Below are 11,336 nucleotides of genomic sequence, written 5' to 3'. Positions count from 1 at the left end.
CCGCCGCAACCGCTTTCCTTGACGGCCCCCGAACGAGGGACGTAAACTGCCGCCAGTACGGAAAGCGTTTTCCACAACTTGGAGGTTCAATGTCGAATCTATTCAGCGGGTTACCCCTGCGCCTGGCCGCGGTCGCGACCGGTGTCGCACTCGTGGCGGGAGGTGCCACGGCGGCCTCCGCGGGCAGCCCGGGCCACGGGCATCCGGGACATGGCGGCAGCCACACGCCGGCCGCACCCGCCGGCACTCCGCAACTCGAGAAGCTCGACCGCGGGCTCGTCGCGACCAACACCAGCGAGGGCGTCTTCGTCAGCTGGCGCCTGCTCGTGAGCGAGGCCACCGGCGCGAGCGAGTCCGGACTCACCGGCACCGACTTCACCGTCTACCGCGACGGCGTGACGATCGCGACCGTCACCGACAGCACCAACCTGCTCGACCCGGCCGGCACGCCGACGTCGCAGTACTCGGTCGCGCCCGTCGTGGGCGGGGTCGAGGGGGAGTCGAGCCCGGCAGTCGCGCCGTGGGCGAACGGCTACGTCGACCTGCCCCTGCAGAAGCCCGCCGACGGGGTCACCCCAAAGGGCGAGGCCTACACGTACTCCGCGAACGACATGAGCGTCGGCGATGTTGACGGCGACGGCTCGTACGAGTACATCGTGAAGTGGGACCCGTCGAACTCGAAGGACGTGTCGCAGATCGGCTACACCGGCAACGTCTACGTCGACACCTATAAGGCCGACGGGCGGCTGCTCAACCGGATCGACCTGGGTGTCAACATCCGCGCCGGGGCCCACTACACGCAGGTGCTGGCGTACGACTACGACGGCGACGGCAAGAGCGAGCTGCTGCTCAAGACCGCGCCCGGCACGAAGAGCACCCGGTTCAGTGAGACGGGCGCCGTGGCATCCGAAAGCTTCATCAGCCTGCCTAAGGAGGACCGCAAGAACGGCGTCACGAACCAAGACGACTACCGTGTGAGTAGTACCGGCTATTACCAGCATGTGGTGGACATGTTCGTCGGCTGGCAGAACCTGCCCGAGGTCGCGAGCGGCCAGTGGCCGGCGACACTCGAGGAGGCCTTCGGGATCCCCGTGGCGCACGAATACCCGCTGAGCGAGGCGGATGCCGCGGAGCTCACCGACTACTTCATGGACGTCTACGCGCCCAGCCGCAGCGCGCGCAATAACCTGCGTGCGTTCGAGGGGTTCATCCTGAGCGGTCCCGAATACATGACCATGTTCGACGGGGCGAGCGGCAAGGAACTGCAGACCGTTCCGGTGAAGACCGAGCGCTACGACGACGGCCTCGCGTGGGGCGACTACGCGATGTCGCGCATCGAGCCGGGCAACCGCGTCGACCGCTACCTCGGCGGCGTCGCCTACCTCGACGGTGTGCACCCGAGCGCGATCTTCGCCCGGGGCTACTACACGCGTACGACGATCGTGGCCTACGACTGGAACGGCAAGAAGCTCACCGAGCGCTGGTATGTCGACAGCGGCTTCCCGGCGATGACCAACCCGTTCAACGACTCCCCGCACGGACGCGACGGCTCGAACCCCGAGTTCGCGTCGCTCACCACGCAGGGATTCCACTCGCTGAGCGCGTCCGACGTCGACGGCGACGGCAAGCACGAGGTGGTCTATGGGTCGGCCACGATCGACGACGACGGCAGCCTGCTCTACAGCTCGACCGACACGCTGCCCGCCGGGTCTGCGGCGCCGGGCACCGAGGCGCGGTTGGGCCACGGTGACGCGATGCACGTCACCGACATCGACCCGAACCGCCCCGGCCTCGAGATCTTCACGGTCCACGAGGGCGCGACGTATGCCCCCTACGGCTACGCGCTGCGGGATGCCGCGACGGGCGAGGTGATCTACGGCGAGTACAGCGGCAAGGACACCGGCCGCGGAATGATCGGCGACATCGACCCGGCCGTGCCCGGTATCGAGACCTGGGCGACGCGCCTGCGCTCGGCCTCGGGTGACTCTCTCGCGGCAGCCGTCCCCGGAACCAACCAGAGCATCCGGTGGGCGGCGGACGGAACGACCCAGATCGTGAACGGCACGGCCGATGCGGATGTCACTATCGACAGCCCCACGGCCGGACGACTGCTCACCGCCACGGGCACCCGGTCGAACAACGGCACCAAGGGCACCGCGAATCTGGTGGCCGACGTGTTCGGCGACTGGCGCGAGGAGCTCTTGGTTCGCACCGCGGACTCCAGCGCCATCCGGATCTTCCTGTCGACGGATGTCACGGACCGCAAGCTCTACACGCTGATGCACGACAAGCAGTACCGTGCGGAGGTGGCGCGTCAGAACACCACGTACAACCAGCCGTCGTATCCCGGGTTCTACCTGGCGTCCGACACGGACTTCAGCAAGGTACCGCTGCTGACCGTGGCGGTCACCCCAGCTGCCGTGTCGTTCACCGACACCCGTCGCAAGGATTCGTACACAATCCCGTCGACCGAGGGTGTGCAGTACGTGGTGAGCGGCAAGGTTGTGAAGGCGGGAACGTACCGCGTCTCCCGCTCGACGACGGTGACCGTGACGGCCGTTCCGCTGGAGTGGTACTTCATCGCCCCGGGCGCGACCGCGACGTGGGAGCACACGTTCAACACGCGTAAGTAAGTTCGACGGCTCCCCGGGTCGCGCTAAACTCGGGGAGCCAGCCTCTGTAGCTCAATGGAAGAGCAATTCCGTCCTAAGGAACAGGTTGGGGGTTCGAGTCCCTCCAGGGGCACGCAACAACCGCGGAAACTCAAGGTTTTTCCAACGTAGGACGCGAAAAAGCCCGGCCGAAGCCGGGCTTTCCCGCGTTTACCCCACGTAAACGGTTCTGGTCTACGCGCTCTTCTTGCTCTCTCGGAGCGAATCTGGAGCGAGCTGGTTGAGCGCGACGCGAGCGTCGGGTCCGAGGTCCTCCGTGGCCTCGATGTAGTGGGCTCGGGTGGTCGCGATGTCCTTGTGGTCGGCCATGCGCTGAGCTACCTCGTCGCCGAGTTCGCGCGCGACGGTGGTGAGCGCGGTCTTGCGCATATGGTGAGGCTTCACCCAACCGAGGCCGGCCGCGTCGCGGATGTTGCGCCAGGACTCTCGGAAGTTCCTCGGGTTCACGAGCGTCGCGTTGCGGGTCTCGAAGATGAGGCCGCTCCGGCTGAGAGGTGCACGGTGACGGAGGATGTCGGCCACCCAATCAGGGACCATGACAGTACGACGGCCGTCGGGGCCGTCCTTAGTGTGCTTCTGGAGCCTGGTTCCCCTGCCCTTCGGCGCGATGACCGTCCCCACGATGCGTGCACGCGCGCCGCCCGGGTTGTCGAGGTCGAGGTTCTCCACGCGCAGGGCTAACGCTTCTCCGATGCGCAAACCGAGACCCAACTGGGTCTCGAAGGCGTCGGCGAGCCAGGTGTTGATGCGCATTGATGCTGTCGCCGCGCGCATGCGGGCCAAGTCGTCGTCGGTGAGAGCGCGGGGAACCGGCTTCGGCTTGACGCGCTTCGACGTACCTAGTACCGGGTTCGCGCTGACTGCGTCGCGTTGCGCTGCGAGCGCGAATGCCTGCCGGAGGATGGTCTGCGCAAGGTCAGCCGCGCTCGGGCGGGTCTCACGTTCGGTGATGAGCCACTGGTCGATACGCCCGGTGGTCGCTTCGCGGAGCCGGAGCTTGCCGATTCCCGGGTTGATGACGCGGACCTGGATGTCTTCGTAGCTCGCAATTGAGCCTTCGGCGAACTTCGCGGCCGTCGCAATCTTGCGCGGCCACCAGACCGCCAGTAGCTGGGCGATGGTCGACTCGGCGTTGAGGTCACCGCCCGAGGCGTGAGCCTTGCGGTCTCGGAGCGCAGTGTTGAGCGCGGCCTTCGCAGCGCCCTCGGTTTTGCCGCCGCGCTCGACGTTGCGGGTCACGCCGTCGCTGTCGCGGAACCGCGTGCGGGCGACGAATTTGGGCTTGGTGCCCGTCACGGTGATTGAACCGTTGGTGCCGATGGGGAGCGGGGGACGGCCCATTACGCTGCCACCTCCTGGTCGAGAGCCCAGCTCGTCACGGTCGCGCGCGCGTAACGCACCGCGCTGCCGAGCTTGAGGTAGGCGGGGCCGACGCCGGCCCCGCGCCAGTTCCGCATCGTGTGAGCGCTGAGACCGAGCAAGACGGCGGCCTCCTTCTCGGTCAAGAACTCGGGGGTCTCGATGGTCATGGTGTATCCCTTCCAGAAGGCCTATGCGCGGCACGCCCCAGTTGGGGGATGAACGCAGCAGCAGCGACTGTCGCCGTCCTTCTCCAGGCCTATGGGCCGGCTAACTCGGCAGCTGGGAGTAAACACGATTCACGCACGAGCGACCGATGCCGCGCATAGGGAAGGTATGAGCGACACTGACCCACCCGATTCCCTCCCTCGCGCGCGAGCGCGCGCTCGTCTCTGGCTGCACCGCGGCCCCGCCAAGCGTGCGAAGCGTGTCGGCACCATCCCGGGCTCGTTCCGGGTTACGACGCGAGGCGGCTCGGTTCTGCACTTCGTCATCGGCGCCTCTGATGAGCGGTCGACAATGAGTCGCACGCGCGCACCGAGCACTGAGTGGCTGCCGTTCGATAGCGCACCGGTGCTTGTCTATAGGTGGGAGGTCGAGCTTGACCGCCCGGCCAGCGTCGGAGTTCCGCGCGGTGAAGCCTCCGGCTACGCGTACGTCTCGTCCGACGTGGTGCTCATAGAAGCCATGTATGCGCGGCACCTGGCGTGCGGGTCTCCGCTACTCCGCGGCCGCTGCCTGCGCTGCTGGTGGCTACGCGGCTCGGAGTGGGTCACGGAGAACCACCGCGAAGGCCGGCCGGTTTGGTGGCGCAAACGCGTCTGCAACCGACTCAACCCGATTCTCGAACTGCTCGAAAGGCTCTGACGGTGACCGATGCGAACGATGACGAGCTCGAAGTCGAAGCTCTGCCCGAGCCCCGTTACCGGCTTCATCGCGTGCAAGTAATGATGGCTCGCGGAAGTGGGCTGACATCGGAGGGCATCTTTCACGGTGTGCAGGAACTCATGTCGCACCTGGTCGGCTCCATTCCGATGGTCTCGCGACCGTCCAGCGGCCAACGCGGCGCACGGAACGCCCGGCTATGGCTCAACCTGAAGCCCCTCATCCCGCTGGAGCACGAGCAGTTTGTGATTCGGAAGGCCCTCTACCGAGGCGGCAGCGACGTGGACTTCCTGTTGCTACTGCGCGACGTTGACGGCGGCAACGTCCTGGACTTCGAGGTGCTTGGTGCTTGTGATATTTTTCGCCCCATCACGACCTAGCCGGGCGCACGCCGCGGATCTGCTCGGGCAGCGGTTCGCGCTCGATGTTGCCGGACAGCGCGGTCCACGCGGACCCATTCACGCGCGTCGACCAGATATACCTGATGAACGTCGGCAGGGAGGGCTGTCACCGAACTATTTTCGAACCTATGTTCGAATGTGTCAATCTAGGGGCTCTCTGGCCACTAGCGGCTTGCCCGTATAGTCACGAGCATCAGGGAAGGTCGCTCGGAGGTATTCCGTCGTCATCGGTTTGTTGAATTCGTACCAGTAACGCTCGTCATCGAGGTACCGGGCGAAGCCCGCTTCGATCACGTCGTGTTGCGAGAGGCGGTAGCTCTCGCTCCCACCGCCGTTGATCCTGTGGTTGGACATCCAGATCACGTCCTCGCGCGACACGTAGTCGAAGAGCTCGATGACGTCTTGCATCGACACGAGGTACAGCCGTTTGCGCTTCGTGCGATCAGAGCCGACGTAGACGCCCGTCATCACGTTGGACTCGTCGAACGCTAGGAAGAACACGAACGAGTGGATGACCTCTTGGAGCAAGCTGCCCACGTCGAGTTCGGAGCGCTGTTTGCTGTCGAAGTCATAGAACTCGTAGGGGGTCCAGCGATCGAAGTGAGCCGGTTCGCGACCAGTTAGCGGTAGTACCCCCACCTTAACGCGCCTCTTGGGGAGCAACGACGAAGTCTTCTCCGCTTCAATGAGTCGTCGTAGCGAAAAGAAGCCGACCATGAGGTCTCGCTCAACGAGAAACGACGAGTTCTCTGCCCATCGTTTTTGCTTCACCTTGCGGGTGAGCCTCTGGGAGATTCTTTGGAGCTCGGCACGCCACGGGACAGAGTCGTTGATCACAAGCTGATTCTCCACGACGACGGCCAGCACAACGACAAAAGAGCCCCCGGGAGCGGCGGTTCCACGCGAGGTTGCCGTTGGTGAACGGCGTGTGTTCCTCGTGGACGACGCCGACCGCTGTGCCGTCGCCGTTGATGACGTAGGTCGCCGAAACCGAGCCCGAGGTCATCGTGCCGAGCGTCGTTGCGGAGTAGCCAGCCTGGTGATGGACGACGAACCGGTCGATCTTGGCCCCGGCGCGGCCGGTGGTGAAGACGCGCGCCGCGGGGTTGACGGTGCGGGAGATGTGGCCGGAGAAGGTCATGGTGTATCCGTTCTGCCCGCATTGGGGCATAACGAGGCCCGCCTATTGGCGAGCCGGTGATGGGAGTGGGATGAGGATGTCTTCGGCAGACGGTCCAATTCCGATATGTTTGGCGAATGACGCTGCCCGCGGAGAGCCCGCTGATCTATATCGGCGACTGGATCTGGGATGGGACTTTCGCGGCCGCTATCGTCACTGGATTCATCGCGCTGATCGCAGCTGTCTTCTCGGCAATAACCTGGCTCGCGTCCCATAAGCAGATTGCGAAGCTCGCTTCGAGGAACGATTGGTTGACGCGATACCAGCTCGCGGTTCAGCAGATGTCGCACAAGAGCAACTTCGTCGCCGCCGCGGGTCTAACGTTGATGACAGGTCTAGTCAGCGCCAAGTGGGCATCTGACGAGGACAAGGCCATGGCCGTAGAGGTTTTGGCTCGTTTCGAGGACAATTAACCGTGGTGAGGTGATGGGATTGACCGACACGCAAGAACCGACACGCTTCGAGCTGGTCAAGCGCGCCCGCGATCTGCGAGTCAAGCTGCTCACGGACCTCGGGCGAAAAGACGAGGCCGACGCATTGCCGCCGCTCGTAGAACCAGCGACGGCCGAGCCGACACTGATCGAATCTCCAACGACCGACCACATTTTCATTGCACACGACGCTGTCTCCGACTACATGAACAACCTCAGCAATCAAGTGAGTCAATCGATTCAAGCCGTGTCGAATGGCATTCGCTTCGTCTCTCCGTTGCACCCTGAGATCGAACCGACTTCGCGCCTCGGCGGAGTCATCGACATGAACGCACTCGTCGAACTCGCTCAAACCGACGGCTACTGGAAGTCGGTTGCTGAAGCGGTCGCTCATGAAACACCGGTTGAGACCGGAGACAGAGAGATTCGGACAGTCTCACGCGACGGGGCGCTTTGGTTGGTAGTACCCGCTCTTACCGATGGGGCGGGCGTAGCGTTCCAGAACAAGACAGTGTTCGGCTCGACGTTTCAAATTGATGACGACGATCCCGACGTGACTTACGAAGACGTCAAGTAGCGCTTCTGGATTGTGACCTTGTGGCCGCCTGGCGGCCCGGGCATCAGTGGGGATGCGTGCCGCTTCCAGCTGGCGGGGGTTCGGTTGCGACTTGATCCTGCCGCTGACGTAGAGGCCGGCACGGGTCTCACGCGTACGCGAGATCGTCGACGCGGCTAGCTCCGCCCTTCAAACGACAGCCAAAACTTCGTATGTGCGGCGGGACGCCGAGGGTGACACACATCGCCTTGCACTGTCGCTAGAACAGAGACGCTGATGTGTCCTGTGTCGAGGGCGTTTCGGCCACCCGGTCCAATGCGGCTTGCAGGTCTTTCGGGGTCGCTATGGCTCTTGCGCCCTTGTCCAAGAGGATCTTGTTTCCAGGAGGGGTTCGCTCTCCGAAATCGAGAACGAACACTGGGCGTCCTATCTTCATGGCCCCCTCGCCAGCGGCCAACGTGCCACCCTTCTCGCCAGCTTCAATTACAACAAGCGCTTTTGACAGACCGAAAATGATCGCATTGCGTGCCATGGCCGCGTGCGCCTGCCATGTCTGCGTTGGCGCGAATTGGGACAACACAAGAGTTCTGTCAGGGTCGAAATCCTCCGCGAAGTCTCGTTTGATTCGGAAGAAGTCGATGCCTTCGGCCAGCACGATCACTGTGCGGCCGCCACTTCTTAGAGCCGCCAAGTGGGTGGCGGTATCCACGCCTTGCGCGTAACCAGAAATAATCGTGAGGTCATGGTTGCTGACGGCCACCCCGCAGCGATCAGCAGCGTGGAGGCCCTGAGGGGAGACGTGACGAGAGCCGCACATTCCGACACCGTCCGCATAGAGCAATTCTTTGTTGCCCTTATGGAAAATTATTGGCATAAGCGGTTTGCCGTTGACGACGAGTGATTCAGGGAAGTCGTCATTTCCAAAGATGACCACTCCTATGCCATCGCGGTCCAGCGCCGCAGCCTTCACCTCAATGTCAATGCGAGTTGCAGCGTCGAGATGTTCGAACGCAGCCTCAAGAGCGCCCTCACCGCCCGCGCGCAGTGCAGCAGTAATTTTCCCGGGAGTCCTGATGGACTCGAAGGCAGCGAGCGCGTGGATTAGGGTCTTGGAAATCGTCATCATTTACGGATAGTTCTAGCAACCACCAACGACAATACGGTCGTAGCTCCTGCTCGGCGGGCTGCAGCTGCAGCCCCCGTTGCACTCCCGCCAGTGTGGAAGACGTCGTCCAAGACGATAACAGTCCCTGAAAGTTGGCTCTGCACCGTGAACACGTCGCTCAAGTCCAGGGGAGTTTCCTTCTGGGCGGCACGAGGTCCGGGGGAACTGGACTCTACGAATGGTATGCCAACCCGCTTCGCCACCTCCCTAGCCAGCACTTCGCCGAAACTCTTGCCATCCGCATCGTGGCCCGGTGCCGTGACAATGGCTTCCGCCTCCGCGAACAGTGGATGACTTTCGATGAACGTCACGAGCGCCGCAATCATCTGGCGGCGCGAGGTTCGGGAGTTGCTGAACTCGGGGTGGGATGCGTGCTTCGTCGTCCAGATCCAGTACCCGGCGGTCGTTCTCACGATCTCGCCCTCTTCGTCCGGCTGGTTATACCAATCGAGGGCAACGGCAAGGTCGACGTGGTCGGGGGCCGGAATGCTCAGGCACGTGGTGAGCATTTCGGCGAGGTCTTTGATGAAATCTGGTACACCGCCCGGGAAGTAAATCGCGTGTGTGTACTTCTTCTTGCCCTTCTCACTGAGCGTGGCCTGCCCGCAGATAGCGCCGGCAGCGTTCCAGATCTGGTCGGCGACCTCTTCCGGACCACAAAGCAGAAGCATCTCGCCGGGCTTATCCTTGGGTGGCTTGATCGCGTAACTAAGCAACTTTCCGCCGCGCCCATCGTGAGGGTACGGCGACATCAACGCACCCCAGTCGATAGTGGTCATCGTTGTGCCTCCGCTCGCTTTCTCAAGGCTATAGGCCGCGCTCGTTTTGGTGACTAAAAACGAGCAAATTTTCGCGCCTCGTCCGTCGCGCCAAGCTGGCGTCGCTCAGCCTAGGAATGCGCCCAGGGGCGAGGAACTGGTCGCGATAATCGCTCGATACGTCCGGATAACTCGCTGGCTGCCGACACGGGAATCGGCCGAGGCGCCCTGCGTGGCCAGCCCGCGCCTCTCAGCCTTCCCAAGGCCTCACGTTTTCCGAGTCACTCCTTAGCCGCGAGAGCCTCCAACACGGTCGATGCCGTCTGTCGCCTGATCGCAGGCATTTCCACACCCCTAGAACGCCCGAGCTATTCGTCGTCGCCGAGTTCCGGCGCGTACTGAGACGTGCGGTTGCAGGAGGAGCTAAAAGGGGTTGGGCTTGAGCCGACGAAGAGGCGCCAGAAGGATCCGCGCCATCGTCACGAGGCCGCGTAGTGCTCGTTCCCACAAGAGCACAGTCGTGAAGTCTGTGCCAGCTGCGACGTAGCTCTCAGCGAGCTACAGTCGGTCAACCAGCGCGAGTTTCGGGTTAACGCACCGCCCGGGGTTGGTCCTGGTTACCGCGCGGCATGCTGCCTTCGTCAGGTCTCCGTGGAGTTCCAAATCCGCGGCATTGGCTTCGGCCTTTCGTTCGGGTGAATGTCTGCTCCACCACCGGCGTAGGTGCGAACCCGTGCTCGCGCCTCGCGGCCGAGAACAGAGCCGGCTCCGTGCTGTACTCCCCACGCAGCCGCGATCGCGTCGCGACGCGACCACAGCTGCACGCAGCTCAGCGGCCTCCTCACGCCGATTGCGGGCTGCACCCCGCGGCTGCGCGAAGCGTTGCTCTGCGTGCTCCATCTGTCCTGCAGCGAGCTGCCAGAGAGTGATCTGGGCGTCGTCGTTACGGATGCGAGCGAACGACGGCGAAGCCGAAGTGAACTCTTGAGATGGGTCGTGACGGCGTTCATATTGCTCCCGTCTTTATCTCGGTGCGGCGTGGGTGAATTGTGGTGCGGTCCACGCGTCTTGGCCGTAGGTGGCGGGGTCAACGGCTAGCGCCGACTCAGCCGACGCACGGCGCTGAGCGACAATCCTGCGTAAGGCTCCTGAAGATTCGGCGGTCGCGGTCGCGGTCGCGGACACGGCCAGAGTCTGCGGTTCACGTCGGTCGAGACCGCGGCAACCGCGTGCGAGACCGGCGGCTTCGGGGTCGGGGTTGGCGAGCGGGCTATCGACAAGCACAGCGTGGGCTTCGACGGAGGTCGTAAATGTGAGTGACTGATAGGACCTCGTGCAAGGCGGTCGTGCCAAGCGTAGGTGCGGCGAGCACGGCGAGCACGGCGAGCACGGCGAACTTCGTCGAATCGGCGAACTGCGACTGATCATTTTTTTCACCCCAGCGCGGGGGTGAATCCCAAATCAACCTCACGAGCGGGCCGTGCAAGGTGTGCACCTGTGCACTCTGTCTGCAACTATTTCCAGGCCGAGGGGGTCAGAGCCTCGAAACCGGCCCCAAATGAACAAATCGGGGGCTTCGACCCTTTGACTCTGGAAAAACTCTTTTACGAAGTGCATTAGTGCACAAGCTCTATTTCCCTCTCACTCTCAAGAAAAATCCCAGTAGACATAAGGATTCTGACCCGAAAATACGGCGCAGGGGCCGTGCGCCCCTGTGTGCAGAGATGTGCACGATGTGCACGGATTCGTGTCCGAGAACTAAAGATCCGTGCACCTCGTGCACGTCAGTGCACATCCGCCGGGTCCCGTTGTGCGCGATCCGCCGATTCGATTCCAGGTCTGGTCGAGCGCGGCCGGCATCGAGCCCCGCAAAACCCGCAGATCCTTTCTGGCTCGTTTTGCGCGCCCCGTGAATCTCTGGTGTGAGAG

11 protein-coding genes and 1 tRNA gene are annotated in these 11,336 nt (G+C 63.2%); 6 read left to right on the top strand and 6 right to left on the bottom strand.

Going from position 1 to position 11,336, the window contains the following annotated elements:
• Positions 1-89 precede the first annotated feature (89 nt).
• On the top strand, positions 90-2,633 hold the full coding sequence (locus ACLQ6X_RS05540; RefSeq protein WP_411699174.1) for a rhamnogalacturonan lyase: 2,544 nt from the start codon (positions 90-92) through the stop codon (positions 2,631-2,633).
• A 40-nt stretch (positions 2,634-2,673) separates the two neighbouring features.
• Positions 2,674-2,745: transfer RNA gene (locus tag ACLQ6X_RS05535), tRNA-Arg, on the top strand.
• A 101-nt stretch (positions 2,746-2,846) separates the two neighbouring features.
• Here the strand turns inward: ACLQ6X_RS05535 and ACLQ6X_RS05530 are convergent.
• Both ACLQ6X_RS05530 and ACLQ6X_RS05525 read right to left on the bottom strand, forming a co-directional pair.
• The gene (locus ACLQ6X_RS05530; RefSeq protein ID WP_411699173.1) at positions 2,847-4,013 is read right to left on the bottom strand and encodes a tyrosine-type recombinase/integrase; all 1,167 of its coding nucleotides are present in this window, start codon (positions 4,011-4,013) and stop codon (positions 2,847-2,849) included.
• Complete coding sequence (locus ACLQ6X_RS05525; protein ID WP_411699172.1) at positions 4,013-4,201, bottom strand: helix-turn-helix transcriptional regulator; 189 nt, start codon at positions 4,199-4,201, stop codon at positions 4,013-4,015. Before ACLQ6X_RS05525 ends, ACLQ6X_RS05530 begins: the two co-directional genes overlap by 1 nt.
• A 166-nt stretch (positions 4,202-4,367) precedes the next feature.
• Between ACLQ6X_RS05525 and ACLQ6X_RS05520 the strand changes: the two genes are divergently transcribed.
• Both ACLQ6X_RS05520 and ACLQ6X_RS05515 read left to right on the top strand, forming a co-directional pair.
• Positions 4,368-4,898, top strand: coding sequence for a hypothetical protein (locus ACLQ6X_RS05520; protein WP_411699171.1), 531 nt, complete (start codon positions 4,368-4,370; stop codon positions 4,896-4,898).
• A 2-nt stretch (positions 4,899-4,900) separates the two neighbouring features.
• The gene (locus ACLQ6X_RS05515) at positions 4,901-5,296 is read left to right on the top strand and encodes a hypothetical protein (RefSeq protein WP_411699170.1); all 396 of its coding nucleotides are present in this window, start codon (positions 4,901-4,903) and stop codon (positions 5,294-5,296) included.
• 162 nt (positions 5,297-5,458) lie between these two features.
• Here ACLQ6X_RS05515 and ACLQ6X_RS05510 read toward each other — a convergent pair whose 3' ends face one another.
• Positions 5,459-6,034: a hypothetical protein gene (locus tag ACLQ6X_RS05510; RefSeq protein ID WP_411699169.1), complete on the bottom strand. Its 576-nt coding sequence runs from the start codon at positions 6,032-6,034 to the stop codon at positions 5,459-5,461.
• 10 nt (positions 6,035-6,044) lie between these two features.
• Positions 6,045-6,458 (bottom strand): hypothetical protein, encoded by a 414-nt coding sequence (locus tag ACLQ6X_RS05505; RefSeq protein ID WP_411699168.1) that lies wholly within the window; start codon positions 6,456-6,458, stop codon positions 6,045-6,047.
• Positions 6,459-6,574: 116 nt separating this feature from the next.
• Here ACLQ6X_RS05505 and ACLQ6X_RS05500 point away from each other — a divergent pair, with 116 nt between their 5' ends.
• Both ACLQ6X_RS05500 and ACLQ6X_RS05495 read left to right on the top strand, forming a co-directional pair.
• The gene (locus ACLQ6X_RS05500) at positions 6,575-6,910 is read left to right on the top strand and encodes a hypothetical protein (protein ID WP_411699167.1); all 336 of its coding nucleotides are present in this window, start codon (positions 6,575-6,577) and stop codon (positions 6,908-6,910) included.
• Positions 6,911-6,929: 19 nt separating this feature from the next.
• Complete coding sequence (locus ACLQ6X_RS05495) at positions 6,930-7,505, top strand: hypothetical protein (RefSeq protein WP_411699166.1); 576 nt, start codon at positions 6,930-6,932, stop codon at positions 7,503-7,505.
• A gap of 238 nt (positions 7,506-7,743) precedes the next feature.
• Here the strand turns inward: ACLQ6X_RS05495 and ACLQ6X_RS05490 are convergent, their stop codons facing one another.
• Both ACLQ6X_RS05490 and ACLQ6X_RS05485 read right to left on the bottom strand, forming a co-directional pair.
• On the bottom strand, positions 7,744-8,610 hold the full coding sequence (locus tag ACLQ6X_RS05490; RefSeq protein WP_411699165.1) for a DNA-processing protein DprA: 867 nt from the start codon (positions 8,608-8,610) through the stop codon (positions 7,744-7,746).
• Positions 8,607-9,428 (bottom strand): hypothetical protein, encoded by an 822-nt coding sequence (locus ACLQ6X_RS05485; protein WP_411699164.1) that lies wholly within the window; start codon positions 9,426-9,428, stop codon positions 8,607-8,609. The genes ACLQ6X_RS05490 and ACLQ6X_RS05485 overlap by 4 nt, the downstream gene beginning before the upstream one ends.
• Positions 9,429-11,336: the final 1,908 nt, after the last annotated feature.

The organism is Conyzicola sp., from assembly GCF_046714715.1.
Lineage (GTDB): Bacteria > Actinomycetota > Actinomycetes > Actinomycetales > Microbacteriaceae > Conyzicola.
Note: the sequence above shows the minus strand (reverse complement) of the source record. Positions and strands in the feature narration are given on the sequence as shown.

What these genes read in the sequence shown, in the direction of transcription:
- ACLQ6X_RS05540 (WP_411699174.1), top strand. Translation starts at nt 90, where the DNA reads ATGTCGAATCTATTCAGCGGGTTACCCCTGCGCCTGGCCGCGGTCGCG.
- ACLQ6X_RS05530 (WP_411699173.1), bottom strand. Translation starts at nt 4,013, where the DNA reads ATGGGCCGTCCCCCGCTCCCCATCGGCACCAACGGTTCAATCACCGTG.
- ACLQ6X_RS05525 (WP_411699172.1), bottom strand. Translation starts at nt 4,201, where the DNA reads ATGACCATCGAGACCCCCGAGTTCTTGACCGAGAAGGAGGCCGCCGTC.
- ACLQ6X_RS05520 (WP_411699171.1), top strand. Translation starts at nt 4,368, where the DNA reads ATGAGCGACACTGACCCACCCGATTCCCTCCCTCGCGCGCGAGCGCGC.
- ACLQ6X_RS05510 (WP_411699169.1), bottom strand. Translation starts at nt 6,034, where the DNA reads ATGGTCGGCTTCTTTTCGCTACGACGACTCATTGAAGCGGAGAAGACT.
- ACLQ6X_RS05505 (WP_411699168.1), bottom strand. Translation starts at nt 6,458, where the DNA reads ATGACCTTCTCCGGCCACATCTCCCGCACCGTCAACCCCGCGGCGCGC.
- ACLQ6X_RS05500 (WP_411699167.1), top strand. Translation starts at nt 6,575, where the DNA reads ATGACGCTGCCCGCGGAGAGCCCGCTGATCTATATCGGCGACTGGATC.
- ACLQ6X_RS05490 (WP_411699165.1), bottom strand. Translation starts at nt 8,610, where the DNA reads ATGATGACGATTTCCAAGACCCTAATCCACGCGCTCGCTGCCTTCGAG.
- ACLQ6X_RS05485 (WP_411699164.1), bottom strand. Translation starts at nt 9,428, where the DNA reads ATGACCACTATCGACTGGGGTGCGTTGATGTCGCCGTACCCTCACGAT.